Genomic DNA, 14,602 nt, shown 5'->3' with positions numbered 1-14,602 from the left:
GTTTCAACGGCGCCGGCGATTGTTTCAAAGCTGAAATGACGGCGAGCGTCTGGTTCGCCACAATGGCCGCCATGCAAGCCGACGCCGCCCCCCGCATTCTCGTCGTCGACGACGACCCCGGCATCCGCGAGGTGCTGTGCGACTATCTGGTCCTGCACGGCTATGACGCCGTCGGTGCCGCCTCTGCCGCCGAGATGGATCGCGCCGTGGCGCAACAGACGCCCGACCTGATCGTGCTGGATCTGATGATGCCGGGCGAGGACGGACTGTCGGTATGCCGCCGCCTGGCCGGCAAGGGGCCGCCGATCGTCATGCTGTCGGCCATGGGCGAGGACACCGACCGGATCATCGGCCTGGAGCTGGGGGCCGACGACTATCTGGCCAAGCCCTGCAATCCACGTGAACTGCTGGCCCGCGTCCGCGCCGTGCTGCGACGCCCGCGAGATGAGGCGGTAGCCGAAGGCCCGGCCCTGACCTTCGCCGGCTGGCGGCTGGACCTGTTGCGGCGCGAGCTCACCCGGCCGGACGGTCGCTCGGTCTCGCTGTCGGCGGGGGAGTTCGCCCTGCTGCGCGCCTTTGCTGAACGGCCCGGGCGGGTGCTGACCCGCGACCAGTTGCTGGAGCGGGCGCGGGGCGCCGACGCCGACGTCTTCGACCGCGCCATGGATGTGCAGATCAGCCGCCTGCGCAAGAAGCTCGACGACGGCTCCGGCCTGGAGATGATCCAGACCCTGCGGGGCGAGGGCTATATGTTCGACGTCAGGGTCGAGCGGCACAACGGCGCGATCCGGGGCGTCGGATGAGGCGGCCGACATCCTTCCCCGTGCTGGTTCAGGTGGCGGCGCTGGCGGTGCTGGCGGTGGTCATGTCCCAGGCCGTCGCCTTTGGCGTGGTCGTGCTCGCCCCCGAGCCGCGCCCTGCAGGCTTCAGCATCGGCGCGGCGGCAGATGCCCTGAAGGGCGAACCGGCCGAGACCGCTGACGGCCGCGCCCTGCGTCGTCGCATCGTCGATCGGCCGCCCGGTCCGGAGGTCGATATCCAGATCGACCCCATGGCCATGGCCATCCGCGCCGGTCTGGCCCAGCGGCTCCGGGTGGAGCCGGACGCTGTCCGGGTCAAGGTCGATCACGGTCCGCCCCGCCGGCGCGCACCGGGGCCGGAGGAGGGCGAGACTTCCGAACGGCAGATGGATTTCATCCTCGTGCGTCCCGAAGGCGGCCCGCCGGCGGGTGAGCGGGATGGCGTGCGCGGCGCGGCCCCTTCGCCGCCGCCCGTCGTCATCGCCGTGCCGCCCGCCGGATCCGACGAAACCGTGGTCGTGCGTCGCGGAGCCGACGTCGAGGCCCAGTTGCGCATGCGCCACCTGGCCCCGGGCGGCCCGGAGAACGGGGCCTTCGTCATTGATCGGGAGACCCATCAGTTCACCGTGCGGGCCGACCGCCTGACCTTCGCGCCCTTCTCCGCCTCGGTGCGCCAGCCGGACGGGCGCTGGGCCACGGTCGAACCGCCGCGCGGCCTGCTGTCGCCCTGGCAGCAGCGCATTCTGCTGGCGCTGGGCATTTCCATGTTGTTGCTGGCGCCGCTGGTGTGGTGGATGGCGCGCAGGCTGACCCGACCGATCAGCGTCTTCGCAGACGCCGCCGAGCGCTTGGGCGCCGACCCCGAGGCCGAGCCGCTGACGGCCTCCGGTCCCAGCGAGGTGCGCACCGCCATCCACGCCTTCAATGACATGCAGGCGTCCCTGCGCGACCACATGCGCAAGCGAACCCAGACGGTGGCCGCCATCGCCCATGACCTGCGCACGCCCCTGACCCGCCTGCGTTTCCGGGCCGAACAGGCGCCCGAGGCCGTGCGCGACCGGATGGCCGCCGATATCGAGGAGATGGACGCCCTCATCGCCCAGGCCATGGCCTATGTCCGCGGCGAGGCGACGCCCGAGCGGCGCGAGGCCTTCGATCTCGACGCGCTTGCCGCCGATTGCGCGGGAGGGTTCGCCGAGACCGGCGGACCCGTGACCTTCGACGGCGGCGGCGAACTGCCGGTCGAGGCCGACCCCGCCGGCCTGCGCCGGGCGCTGGGCAATCTCATCGCCAACGCCGTCAAATACGGGGGCGCGGCGCGGGTGAAGGCCTTTGCCCGGGACGGTCGCGCGGTGGTCACGGTCGAGGACGATGGCCCCGGCCTGCCCGACGACGAACTCGAGGCCGTCTTCGAACCCTTCCACCGCGCCGAACGCTCGCGCAGCCGCGAGACCGGCGGAGCGGGTCTTGGTCTGACGGTCGCCCGTCAGGCAGCGCGGGCTCACGGTGGCGACGTGACCCTTTCAAACCGGAGCGACGGCGGCTTGGTCGCCCGGCTCGAACTGCCACTTGTCCAGCTCACGGAGAGGCACTGATGCGCGCCCTGATCCTCGCCGCCGCCCTGCTCGCGGCGGTACCCGCCCTCGTCCAGGCCCAGACCGCGCCGGCGCCGACCGCAGCCGCCCAGCCGGCGCCGCGCGAGACGGTCGCGGCTGTTGCGGCTCGCATCCGCGAACTCTATTTCGATCCCGCCGCCGCCGACCGCATTGCCGACGCCCTCGAGGCCGAAGCCGCCGCCGGGGCCTTCGACAGCCTGACGGACCAGCGTGACATGGCCGCCGCGCTGAGCCGTCGCCTGCGCCCGCTAGACGCGCATTTTAATGTCGCTTGGGACCCCAACGCACCTACCGGACCGGCCCCGGCGATACGGCGCCCTCCGCCGACAGACGGAGCTCCGGCGAGCGGCGAACCCATCCGTCGCCTGGCCCAACCGGCCAATCCGGGCGAGACGCGTGGCAATTTCGGCTTCCGCAAGATCGAGATCCTGCCCGGCAACGTCGGCTACATCGACCTGCGCCAGTTCTCGAATATCAACTTCGACAATCCCGCCGATCCGGCCCGCCGCGCCGCCGACTCCGCCCTCGCCTTCGTGGCTGATACGGACGCCGTGATCTTCGACCTGCGCGACAACGGCGGCGGCGCGCCTTCTATGGTCGGCTACCTGACCAGCGCCTTCACCCCGGCGGACGCGCCGATCTACAACGTCTTCCACAGCCGCGAAGGCACGGAGAGCGAGGCTCCGGCCGTGTTCCATCCCGCGCCCCGGCTGGAGGTTCCGGTCTATGTGCTGATCAGCGGTCGCACCGGCTCGGCTGGCGAGGCCTTCCCCTACACCCTGCAGGGCGCGCGCCGCGCGACCATTATCGGCGAGGCCTCGGGCGGCGCCGCCAACCCTGGCGGCATGGTTCCGGTTGGCGGCGGGTTCGCGGTCTTCATCTCCCGGGGCTCGCCGAGGAATCCGAATACGGGTGGAAACTGGGAGGGAACGGGCGTCATCCCCGACGTGGCCGTGCCGTGGGACCAGGCTCTGACCCGGGCACACGCCCTGGCGCTGGAGGGCATCGTCGCCGACGACAGCCGTCGCACCGACGCCGTCTGGGCTCTGGAGGCGATGAACGCGACGCTGCAGGGCGGCGACCTGTCCGTCTACGCCGGCACATATGGCGAGCAGCAGGTGTCGGTGGTCGGAGACAAGCTCCACGTCGTTCGCGGCCGCCGCCCGCCCCTCGTGCTGGCCGCCCTCGGCCCGGACCTGTTCACCGTCGTCGGCGATCCCGCCCGCCGGGTGCAGTTTACGCGCGACGGCTCCGGCCGGGTCACGACCATGGACTCGGTCAGCATCGGCGGCCCAGGGCCCCGCGCACGCCGCACGGACTGACCGAAGCGTTACAGTCGATCACGTCTTGTTACGGGCTCGGGGTTGATCACCGCGCTCGTCGGCTTCATTGAAGCGCCAATCCCGCACACTGCTTCTTCGGAGACCGCCCCATGACTGTCCGCGTCGCCATCAATGGTTTCGGCCGTATCGGCCGCCTCGTCCTGCGCTCCATCGTCGAGCACGGCCGTCGCGACATCGAGGTGGTGGCGATCAACGACCTGGGCCCGGTCGAGACCAATGCTCATCTGCTGAAGTATGACTCGGTCCACGGCCGCTTCCCCGGCACGATCGAGCATGGCGAGGGCTGGATCGACGTCGGCCTGGGCAAGATCAAGGTCACCGCCGAACGCGACCCGGCCAAGCTCCCGCACAAGGAACTGAACGTCGACATCGCCTTCGAATGCACAGGCATCTTCACGACGAAGGAAAAGGCCTCGGCCCACCTGACCGCCGGCGCGAAGCGCGTGCTGGTCTCGGCCCCCTGCGACGGCGCCGACAAGACCATCGTCTACAAGGTCAATCATGAGACCCTGACCGCCGACGACATCATCGTCTCCAACGGCTCGTGCACCACAAATGCCCTGGCCCCGGTGGCCAAGGTCCTGCACGACCTGTTCGGCATCGAGCGCGGCTACATGACGACGATCCACGCCTACACCGGCGACCAGCCGACGCTGGATACGATGCACAAGGACCTGTACCGCGGCCGCGCCGCCGCCCTGTCGATGATCCCGACCTCGACCGGCGCCGCCAAGGCGCTCGGCCTGGTCCTGCCGGCCCTTAAGGGCAAGCTGGACGGCTCCTCGATCCGCGTGCCGACCCCCAACGTCTCGGTCGTCGACCTGAAGGTCGTCGCCGGCCGCGAGGTGACGGTCGAAGAGATCAACGCCGCCATCCAGGCCGCCGCCGACGGCCCGATGAAGGGCGTTCTGGCCACCACCGACGAGGCTCTTGTCTCCACCGACCTGAACCACATCGCCGCCTCCTCCACCGCCGCCCTGCCCCAGACCCAGGTCGTCGACGGCAAACTGGCCCGCGTCCTGACCTGGTACGACAATGAATGGGGCTTCGCGACGCGGATGGCCGACACGGCGCTGGTGATGAGCAAGCTGATCAAGGCTTGAGATCATGACCTTCCGCACCCTCGACGACGCCCGTGACCTCGCGGGCAAGACCGCCCTCGTCCGCGTGGATTTCAACGTCCCGATGGAGGCCGGCAAGGTCACTGAGGACACCCGCCTGCGCGTTGCCCTGCCGACCATCAACCGGCTGCGCGACGCCGGCGCCAGGGTCGTCCTGCTGGCCCATTTCGACCGGCCCAAGGGCAAGGTCGTGCCGTCGATGAGCCTGCAGCCGGTGGTCGACGACCTCGAACACCTGCTGGGCGCCCCCGTCCGGTTCGCGACCGACTGCGTCGGCGATGAGGCCAGGGCCATGATCGCCGACATAGACATCGGCGGCGTGGTCCTGCTCGAGAATGTCCGGTTCCACGCGGGGGAGGAAGCCAACGACCCCGCTTTCGCCGCCCAGCTGGCCGAACTGGGCGACGTCTACGTCAATGACGCCTTCTCCGCCGCCCACCGCGCCCACGCCTCGACTGAAGGCCTGGCCCGGCTGCTGCCTGCCTACGCCGGCGAGTCAATGCGGCGCGAGCTCGACGCCCTCGACGCCGCGCTGGGTAAGCCGCAGAAGCCGGTCATCGGCATCGTCGGCGGAGCGAAGGTCTCGACCAAGCTGGACCTGCTGAAGAACCTCGTCGGCAAGCTGGACCGGCTGGCCATCGGCGGCGGCATGGCCAACACCTTCCTGTTTGCGCAGGGGATCGACATCGGCGGCTCCCTGGCCGAGCGCGACATGGCCGACACGGCCCTCGAAATCCTCGCCGAAGCCAAGGCCCGCGGCTGCGAAATCCTGCTGCCCGTCGACTTCGTCGTAGCGACCGAGGTCAAGCCCGGCGCGGCCTCTCGCCCGGTCGTCGCCGGTCAGCCGCTGTCGACCGACGACAAGATCCTCGACGCCGGCCCGGCCACCGTCGCGCGTCTCGTCGACGCACTGACCGCCTCGAAGACGCTGATCTGGAACGGTCCGCTTGGGGTATTCGAGGTCCTGCCCTTCGACACGGCCACCGTCGCGGTCGCCCACCATGCAGCCGCGCTGACCAGGGCGGGCGTCCTGACGGCAGTCGGCGGCGGCGGCGACACGGTCGCGGCCCTGCATCACGCGGGCGTGGCCGACGACATGACCTTCGTCTCCACCGCCGGCGGCGCCTTTCTTGAGTGGATGGAGGGCAAGCCCCTGCCCGGCGTCGAGGCGCTGCGAGCCTGACGAATTGCGTTGTTACAATGCGTGACTTCGAGACGCGGGGCGGCTAAACCACCGGCAAAACTCACGGGCTCAGGAGACACCCAATGGCGCGCATCACGCTGCGACAGCTTCTCGATCACGCGGCGGAAAACGACTACGGCCTGCCCGCCTACAACATCAACAACATGGAACAGGGCCTGGCCATCATGGAGGCCGCCGAGGCGGTCAACGCCCCGGTCATCATCCAGGCCAGCCGCGGCGCGCGCAGCTACGCCAATGACATCGTCCTGGCCAAGCTGATCGACGCCCTGGCCGAGCTCTATCCGCACATCCCGGTCTGCATGCACCAGGACCATGGGAACGGCCCCGCGACCTGCGCCACCGCCATCCAGTACGGCTTCACCTCCGTCATGATGGACGGTTCGCTGGAAGAGGACGCCAAGACGCCCGCCAGCTACGAATACAACGTCGACGTCACCCGCCGCGTGGTCCAGATGGCCCACTCCTGCGGCGTCTCGGTCGAGGGGGAGCTGGGCGTGCTCGGCTCGCTGGAAACCGGCATGGGCGAGGCCGAGGACGGCCACGGCTTCGAGGGCAAGCTCGATCACTCCGCCCTCCTGACCGATCCGGATCAGGCCGTGGACTTCGTGCGGGAAACCCAGGTCGACGCCCTCGCCATCGCCATGGGCACGAGCCACGGCGCCTACAAATTCAGCCGCAAGCCGGACGGCGCCGTGCTGGCGATGAACGTGATCGAGGAAATCCATCGCCGCCTGCCCGACACCCATCTGGTCATGCACGGCTCGTCTTCGGTGCCGCAGGACCTGCAGGACATCATCAACCAGTACGGCGGCCAGATGCCCCAGACCTGGGGCGTGCCGGTCGAGGAAATCCAGCGCGGCATCAAGCATGGTGTCCGCAAGATCAACATCGACACCGACAACCGCATGGCCATGACCGGCGCGATCCGGAAAATCCTCGCCGAGAAGCCCGGCGAGTTCGATCCGCGCGCCTATCTGAAGCCCGCCAAGGAGGCGATGCGCAAGGTCTGCCAGCAACGCTTCCAGGAGTTCGGTTGCGAAGGCCAAGCCTCGAAAATCCGGCCCCTGTCGACGGCTCAGATGGCCCAGCGCTACGCCAAGGGCGAGCTGAACCCGCATTTCGGCGCCTCGGCCTCACAGGCCGCCTGACCCGTCAGTACGGCGGCCTCACCAGCCGCCGTACTGGCCCCGGAACCGGCGGCGCACGTCCCTCATGTCGCGTTCGGCGTCGTCGACCGCATTCTGGGCCCGTCGCCAATCCCGTTCGGTATCGGCCCGCTCGCGGCGGATTTCCTGAATGCGGTTGCGGATCGCGTCGCGCTGCTCGTCGGTCAGACCTTCGGCGCGCGCTTCAGCCTGTTTGGCCGTGATCTTGTCGTCCAGTTCCTCCAGCCGGGCGCCCAGGCTCTCCACGCTGCTGCGCGCATTGGTCAGCGCCTGTTCCGCCGCATAAACCATCTGGCCGTCGCGATAGGCCGGCAGGAATTCCTCCTCCTGCGCTCGCGTGCAGACGCCGTGGTAGGTATCGCCCTCACGGCCTTCCTGGAACCCTCTTTCCCATCGGCAGTAGCCGTTCAACCCGTCCGCGCGAGCCGAGCTGTATGCGGCCACGTCGGGCGCTACTCCATACTCCGCGCAGGCCTTCTCATGGTCCGCCAGCAGGCTCATCGGCTGACCCTCCGACCCATCCCGATAGCCGACCTCGCCCCAGGCCCCTGCCAGGCATTGGTCCTTGGACATGGTGGCGCAGCTGGCGACCGCGAGAGCCGCACCCGCAGCGGCCGCAAGAAGCAAAAATCTCATGGTCTGGCTCCGTATCCCCGCAGCGTCACCTGAAGATGACCCAGCTTGACTGTTCCGCCAAGATCGCGCCTTGCCCGTACGCGCCCGCGACGTGCTAGACCGCCCTGCCGCCCGGCCCGAGCGGCGGAGCGCCCCCGTGTCCGACGACCCCCTGATCGAAGATTTCGCTACCGAGGAAGACCTCCCACCGGTTCTGGAGGCCACCGTCAAGGTCGGCGGCGCCCGTCTGGACAAGGCCTTGTCGGACCTCTTCCCCACCTTGTCCCGCGCCCGCGTCCAGGCCCTGCTGGCGGAGGGTGTCGTGACCCGTGACGGCCAGCCCGTGTCCAGCGCCTCGTCCAAGGCCCTGCCCGGCCTCTATGCCGTCGCCATGCCGGCCGTCATCTCCGCCATCCCCCAGCCCGAAAACATCCCGTTGACCGTCCTGTTCGAGGACGCGGACCTCATCGTGATCGACAAGCCCGCCGGCATGGCGGTGCATCCGGCCCCCGGCAGCGAGACCGGCACCCTCGTCAACGCCCTGCTGCACCACTGCGCCGCATCCCTGTCCGGCATCGGCGGCGTCGCCCGTCCCGGCATCGTCCACCGGCTCGACAAACACACATCCGGCGTCATGGTCGCGGCCAAGTCCGACGCCGCCCACGCCGGACTCTCGGCCCTGTTCGCCGCCCACGACATCGAGCGGACCTACATCGCCCTTGTCCGCGGCGCGCCCCAACCCGAAAAGGGCCGCATCGTCTCGAACATCGGCCGCTCCACCGGCGATCGAAAGAAGATGGCGGTGCTCCGGGTCGGCGGGCGCGAAGCCATCACTGACTATGAGGTCGAGGCCCTGTTCGGCGCGGCGCCGAGAAAGGGCAGCCGACCGGCCGCCCCGCCACTCGCCGCCCGCGTCGCCTGCACCCTGCATACCGGCCGGACCCACCAGATCCGGGTGCACATGGCCTCGAAGGGCTCGCCGCTGCTGGGCGACCCGGTCTACGGCACAGGCAGCCCCGCCAATCCGGTCCGCGCCGCTATCGAGGCCGCCGGCCTGACCCGCCAGGCGCTTCACGCGACGATTTTGGGCTTCGTACATCCGGTGACGGGCGAGGCGCTGCGCTTCGAGACTGCCCCGCCGGAAGACATGCGCCTGCTCGAACAGAGCCTCGCCGCTCTCTAGATCTCGCAGTCCGTCTTGATTAAGGACTGACTCTACGCTATACACTCGCTCATTCGGTGCCGTGGCGCCGGGGCAACGGTCACGCTTTCGTGTGACCATCCGCCACTGACAAGTGCGGAAACCCGACCCTATTTCATCGGTTGAGGGGTGAGGCGACGGTGCACATTGGGTGGCCGCCTCCGAAGGACCCGCTCGTTTACACGGTCGGAGGGACCAAATGGCTGTAACCAGATCACTCGCGGTGATGTCGCCTGAACAGGGACTGTCGCGATACCTGACTGAGATCCGCAAGTTTCCCATGCTTGCGAAAGACGAAGAGTTCATGCTCGCCAAACGATGGACCGAGCACCAGGACGCCGAGAGCGCCCACCGCCTTGTCACCTCGCACCTGCGCCTCGTGGCCAAGATCGCCATGGGCTATCGCGGCTACGGCCTGCCGATCGGCGAAGTGATCTCCGAGGGCAACGTGGGCCTGATGCAGGCCGTCAAGAAATTCGATCCCGACAAGGGCTTCCGCCTGGCGACCTACGCCATGTGGTGGATCCGCGCCTCGATCCAGGAATACATCCTGCGCAGCTGGTCGCTCGTGAAGATGGGCACCACGGCCGCGCAGAAGAAGCTGTTCTTCAACCTGCGCAAGGCCAAGAGCCAGATCTCGGCCTTCGAGGAGGGCGACCTGCGTCCGGAACACCTCGCGGCCATCGCCACCAAGCTGGGCGTGTCCGAGGAAGAGGTCACCAATATGAACCGCCGTCTCGGCGGCGACTCCTCGCTGAACGCCCCGATCCGTTCGGACGGCGAGAGCGAATGGCAGGACTGGCTGGCTGACGACACCGCCGTGTCGCAGGAGACCGCCCTCGCCGAGAGCGAGGAGAAGTCGATCCGCATGGGCCTGCTCGAGGAAGCGATGCAGGAACTGACCGAGCGCGAAAAGCACATCCTGACCGAGCGCCGCCTGAAGGACGATCCGGTGACGCTTGAGGAGCTCGCCGGCCAGTATGGCGTATCCCGCGAACGCGTGCGTCAGATCGAGGTCCGCGCTTTCGAAAAGCTCCAGAAGGCCATGCGCGCCGCAGCCGAAGAGCGGAACCTCGTCGACGCCTGATCAGGAAGTCGGGCGGCCCGGCCGGGCCGCCCGTTTTCAGGTCACTGCGGCGACGTTCTGATAGCGCGGATCCCGCCAGCTTTCGCTGTCGAGAATGTCGCCCAGAACCTCAACGGCATCCCACACATTGGCGTACTGCACATACAGCGGCGCGAACCCGAACCGGATCACATCCGGAGCGCGGAAATCGCCGATCACCCCGCGCGCGATCAGGTTCTGCATCATCGGCCACCCCCGTGGATGAGTGAACGAGACCTGCCCGCCCCGCGCACTCGCATCGCGCGGACTCGCCAGCGTCAGACCCTGGCCGGCGCAACGCGTCTCAACCCGTTCGATGAACAGATCGCCCAGCGTTCCCGCCTTTGCCCGCGCTGCGACCATGTCCACGCCATCGAACGCAGCCAGCGCGGCGTTGAGCGCTGTCAGACTCAGAATCGGCGGCGTCCCGCAAAGCCATCGGTCAATGCCCGCCGCCGGCGCATAGTCGTCGACAAAATCGAAGGGCCGCGCATGACCCATCCAGCCTGACAAGGGATTGCGCAGCGCTGCCTGATGCCGCCTCGCCACGAACAGATAGGCCGGCGCCCCCGGCCCGCCGCTCAGATATTTGTACCCGCAGCCCGCCGCCAGATCGGCGCCGTCGCGGTTCAGGTCGACGTCCAGCACCCCCGCGCTATGGCTCAAGTCCCACAGGCTCAACGCCCCCACCGCCCGGATCGCCGCGTTCAATCCGGCCATGTCGCGCACCGCGCCGCTGCGATAGTGAACGTGGCTCAGCAGGACCACCGCCACCCGGTCATCCAGCGCCGCCTCGATCCCGCCCGGTTCAACAACTCTCAGCTCGACGTCCGGTATCATCCCGGCCAGCCCCTGCAGAATGTACAGGTCCGTCGGAAAATCACCGCCCTCGGTCAGCACGACCCGCCGCCCATCCTGGGCGCCCACGGCCGCGGCGGCCAGCTTGAAAAGGTTCACGGACACCGAGTCCGCCGCCACAACCTCGTCCGCGCCCGCTCCGATCAGGCGCGCGATCTTGCCGCCGACCTTCTGAGGCAGGCCGATCCAGCCGTGCTTGTTCCAGCTGGCGATCAGATCTGCGCCCCACTGCCGCTCGACCGCCTCCCGCACGACCTCCGCCGCCGCGACCGGCAGCGCGCCGAGCGAATTGCCGTCGAGATAGATCATCCCGTCGGGCAGGCTGAACCGATCCCGCGCCGCGGCCAGAGGATCGGCGGCGTCCCTGTCGAGACAGTCCTGTCGGGTGGTCATTCTCTCGGGCTCCGGTTGCCGGACGGCTCCTGCTCTCTACAGTGACCCGCCGCGCCGGTGAAACGGCGACTTCGACAGGACCGCCCGATGCGTCTCTTGACCGCCGCCTTGGCCGGCCTGTTGGCATCGACCGCCTGCGCCCCGGCGCCGGCGGTCATCGCCCCTGTCGAGGCTCGCGCGCCCATTACCTTCAGCCAGCTTCTGGCCCGGCCGCGCGCCGCCGCTGATCATCGCATCGCCTACGGCCCCGACGCGCTCCAGTTCGGCGAGCTGTGGCTCCCGCGCGGACGGGGTCGCCATCCCGTCATCGTCCTGATCCACGGCGGCTGCTGGCGCGCCGACCTGCCGGGTACCGAGCTGATGGACTATATGGCCGCCGACCTGCGTGACCGGGGCTATGCCGTCTGGAACCTCGAATACCGCCGCATCGGCCACCCCGGCGGCGGCTATCCGGGCACTTTCCAGGACATCGCCGCGGGCCTCGACCATCTGCGCGCCCTCGCTCCGCTGCACGGCCTCGACCTCCGGCGTGTCGTCGTCTCCGGCCACTCCGCCGGCGGTCATCTGGCCCTCTGGGCGGCGGCGCGTGATCGTCTGCCCGCTGAAAGTCCCCTGCGTACAGCGGATCCCTTACCGATCGGGGGCGTCGTCTCCCTTGCCGGCATCGCCGACCTCGCGAGCTATCGGGAGACGGGGCCTGACGCCTGCGGCGGTCCCTCGACCATCGACAGTCTCGTCGGGGTCCAGGTTCCCGGCGGTCGCGACGTCTTCTCTGACACCTCCCCGCCCACAATGCTTCCGCTGGGCGATCGTCAGGCGGTGATTTCGGGGGCGCTGGACCCGATCGTCCCGCCTCGGTTCGGTCAGGACTACGCCGCAGCGGCGGCTGGCCGCGGCGATCCAGCCGGGTCAATCGTGATAGAGGGCGCTGGTCATTTCGAGGTCATTGACCCGACCTCGGCGGCCTGGCCGCGGGTCCTGGACGCCTTCGAGGGCGTTCTGCGCTAGCGGCCTCAGCCCGCCTTGGCGACGGGCTCTGCCTGATGCATGGCCAGCAGGGTTCCGATCGGCGCCGCCAGTGTCGCCTTGGTTGGCGGGCCGGCCGCCATGGACACTTCCAGGGCCCCCACCGCCACGGCCAGTCGCGAGTCCGACACCTTCATCGCCAGCGTCTTCAGCGTCGCCGCCTGCTCACGGATGGCCCGCACCGCCTGCATCGGATCACTGTCGAACTGGTCCAGCGCCGAGCCCAGGATCCGCATGGCCTGGTCCTTGGCGTCGGCGTGTCCGGCCGTACCCGTCGCCGATCGATCGGCCTTGCGCTTCCTGGCTCCAGAGAATTCACCCGAGTTGAACCGGCGACGATCAGGACCGACGTAACCCACGGCCTCCACCCAGTCGCGCGGCTTCAACGCAACGTTCTCGACCCGTTTGAACAGGTCCGCGCTGGTGAAGGGCTTGCGCAGGAATTCATGCACCCCGGAGTCCCGCGCGCCCAGGATGGTGCGCGCGGTCGCATCGGCCGTGACCATGATGATCGGTGCGCGGCGGCAGTTCATGTCCGACCGTCGCAGCGCCCTTGCAAAGGATTCGCCGTCCAGCCCCTCGCCGGTGCGCTCGGTGAAGACGATCCCGGGTTCGAGTTCCGCAGCCGCCATCATGGCGCGTTTCTCGTCCGGCTGGACCACGATGTCGCGCGCGCCCAACCCCTTCATGATGTCGGTCAGCAGGCGAGCGGCATGAAGATTCGGATCGACGATGAGCACGCGTTTGACCACGGGCTCCAGCTTCGCCAGCACACGACGATCGACTGCAAACAAGACGCGGACCTCCACCAAGGAGATCGTGCATAGCTGAACCGGGTTAAGGCCCGTTGAACGCTCGATTTTCGGCGTTCACCCGCCGGATCGCCTAACCCCGAAACGGATCGTGCATCATGATGGTGTCGTCCCGCTCGGGGCTGGTTGACAGCAGGGCCACCGGCGCCCCGATCAATTCTTCGATCCGGCGCACGTACTTCACCGCATTGGCGTTCAGGTCGCGGAAGCTGCGCGCGCCGGCGGTGCTCTCGCTCCAGCCGTCCATCTCCTCGAACACCGGTTCGGCCGCGGCCTGCGCCTTCAGGCTGGACGGCAGATAGTCCAGCACCTGTCCGTCGATCCGGTAGCCGGTGCAGATCTTCAGCGTCTTCAGCCCGTCCAGCACGTCCAGCTTGGTCAGGGCGATCCCGTCGATGCCGTTGATCGCCACCGACTGCCGTACCAGCACCGCGTCGAACCAGCCGCATCGCCGGGCCCGGCCAGTATTGACCCCCACCTCACGGCCCACGGTCGCCAGATGGGTCCCGACCTCATCGCTCAGCTCACACGCGAACGGGCCCTCGCCGACCCGCGTGGTGTAGGCCTTCACGATGCCCAGCACATAGCCGACGCCGCGCGGCCCGATTCCGGAACCCGCCGCCGCCTGACCCGCCACCGTGTTGGAGCTGGTCACATAGGGATAGGTCCCGTGATCGACGTCCAGGAAAGCGCCCTGGGCGCCCTCGAACAGGACCCGCTTGCCGTCCCGCCGCGCCTGATCCAGCACCCGCCAGGCCGGCTGCACATAGGGCAGGACCTTCGGCGCGATCTCCAGCAGCTGCGCCAGCAGCGCCTCGGGATCGATCGGCTCCAGCCCCAGCCCCGCCCGCAACGGATCGTGGTGCGACCGCAGGCGGTCGATCTTGACCTTCAGGTCGTCGACATTGGCCAGGTCGCAGACGCGGATCGCCCGCCGCCCGACCTTGTCCTCGTAGGCTGGCCCAATCCCGCGCCCCGTGGTGCCGATCCGCGCGCCGGGGGCGCTCGCGGCAGCCTCGCGCGCCACGTCCAGCGCCGGATGGATGGGCAGGATCAGACAGGCGTTGTCGGCCACGATCAGCATCTCGGGACTGATCCTGATCCCTTGCGCCTCGATTTTCTCGATCTCCCCGACCAGATGCCAGGGATCGACCACGACGCCGTTGCCGATGATCGAGGGCTTGCCCTGCACGACCCCGCTGGGCAGCAGCGCCAGCTTGTAGACCTTGCCGTCCACCACCAGCGTATGGCCGGCGTTGTGCCCGCCCTGGAACCGCACGACCATGTCGGCCCGGTTCGACAGCCAGTCGACGATCTTGCCCTTGCCCTCGTCGCCCCACTG

13 protein-coding genes are annotated in these 14,602 nt (G+C 68.7%); 9 read left to right on the top strand and 4 right to left on the bottom strand.

What is annotated here, in order from left to right:
- Positions 1–35 precede the first annotated feature (35 nt).
- From B3E43_RS07925 to fba, 6 genes are all read left to right on the top strand, one after another.
- Entirely contained in the window at positions 36–803 is a 768-nt protein-coding gene (locus B3E43_RS07925) for a response regulator (RefSeq protein ID WP_292028235.1), read from the top strand.
- A complete protein-coding gene (locus B3E43_RS07920) occupies positions 800–2,395 on the top strand; it encodes an ATP-binding protein (RefSeq protein WP_292028233.1) in 1,596 nt (531 codons plus the stop codon). The genes B3E43_RS07925 and B3E43_RS07920 overlap by 4 nt, the downstream gene beginning before the upstream one ends.
- Positions 2,395–3,738: a S41 family peptidase gene (locus B3E43_RS07915; RefSeq protein ID WP_292028231.1), complete on the top strand. Its 1,344-nt coding sequence runs from the start codon at positions 2,395–2,397 to the stop codon at positions 3,736–3,738. Before B3E43_RS07920 ends, B3E43_RS07915 begins: the two co-directional genes overlap by 1 nt.
- Positions 3,739–3,848: 110 nt before the next feature.
- The gene (gene gap, locus B3E43_RS07910; protein ID WP_292028230.1) at positions 3,849–4,862 is read left to right on the top strand and encodes a type I glyceraldehyde-3-phosphate dehydrogenase; all 1,014 of its coding nucleotides are present in this window, start codon (positions 3,849–3,851) and stop codon (positions 4,860–4,862) included.
- 4 nt (positions 4,863–4,866) lie between these two features.
- Positions 4,867–6,063, top strand: a complete 1,197-nt coding sequence (locus B3E43_RS07905) for a phosphoglycerate kinase (RefSeq protein WP_292028229.1) — start codon at positions 4,867–4,869, stop codon at positions 6,061–6,063.
- A gap of 83 nt (positions 6,064–6,146) precedes the next feature.
- Entirely contained in the window at positions 6,147–7,232 is a 1,086-nt protein-coding gene (gene fba / locus B3E43_RS07900; protein ID WP_292028226.1) for a class II fructose-bisphosphate aldolase, read from the top strand.
- A gap of 18 nt (positions 7,233–7,250) precedes the next feature.
- On the opposite strand, the gene B3E43_RS07895 is transcribed toward fba, so the two are convergent.
- The gene (locus tag B3E43_RS07895; protein ID WP_292028224.1) at positions 7,251–7,886 is read right to left on the bottom strand and encodes a DUF2799 domain-containing protein; all 636 of its coding nucleotides are present in this window, start codon (positions 7,884–7,886) and stop codon (positions 7,251–7,253) included.
- Positions 7,887–8,022: 136 nt separating this feature from the next.
- On the opposite strand from B3E43_RS07895, the gene B3E43_RS07890 reads away from it, so the two are divergent.
- The gene (locus tag B3E43_RS07890; protein WP_292028222.1) at positions 8,023–9,048 is read left to right on the top strand and encodes an RluA family pseudouridine synthase; all 1,026 of its coding nucleotides are present in this window, start codon (positions 8,023–8,025) and stop codon (positions 9,046–9,048) included.
- A gap of 217 nt (positions 9,049–9,265) precedes the next feature.
- Entirely contained in the window at positions 9,266–10,153 is an 888-nt protein-coding gene (gene rpoH, locus B3E43_RS07885) for an RNA polymerase sigma factor RpoH (protein ID WP_292028220.1), read from the top strand.
- Between the two features lie 36 nt (positions 10,154–10,189).
- Here the strand turns inward: rpoH and kynU are convergent, their stop codons facing one another.
- Positions 10,190–11,422, bottom strand: coding sequence for a kynureninase (gene kynU / locus B3E43_RS07880; RefSeq protein ID WP_292028218.1), 1,233 nt, complete (start codon positions 11,420–11,422; stop codon positions 10,190–10,192).
- A gap of 87 nt (positions 11,423–11,509) precedes the next feature.
- Between kynU and B3E43_RS07875 the strand changes: the two genes are divergently transcribed.
- Positions 11,510–12,430, top strand: a complete 921-nt coding sequence (locus tag B3E43_RS07875; RefSeq protein WP_292028217.1) for an alpha/beta hydrolase family protein — start codon at positions 11,510–11,512, stop codon at positions 12,428–12,430.
- Positions 12,431–12,435: 5 nt separating this feature from the next.
- Here B3E43_RS07875 and B3E43_RS07870 read toward each other — a convergent pair whose 3' ends face one another.
- Together B3E43_RS07870 and B3E43_RS07865 are read right to left on the bottom strand one after the other, a co-directional pair.
- Complete coding sequence (locus B3E43_RS07870; protein ID WP_292028216.1) at positions 12,436–13,242, bottom strand: response regulator; 807 nt, start codon at positions 13,240–13,242, stop codon at positions 12,436–12,438.
- A gap of 91 nt (positions 13,243–13,333) precedes the next feature.
- A partial coding sequence (locus B3E43_RS07865; RefSeq protein WP_292028214.1) for an adenylosuccinate synthase occupies positions 13,334–14,602 on the bottom strand: 1,269 nt, incomplete at its 5' end.

This window comes from Brevundimonas sp. UBA2416, assembly GCF_002343105.1.
Classification (GTDB): Bacteria; Pseudomonadota; Alphaproteobacteria; order Caulobacterales; family Caulobacteraceae; genus Brevundimonas.
This window is presented reverse-complemented; position numbering and strand designations above follow the sequence as displayed.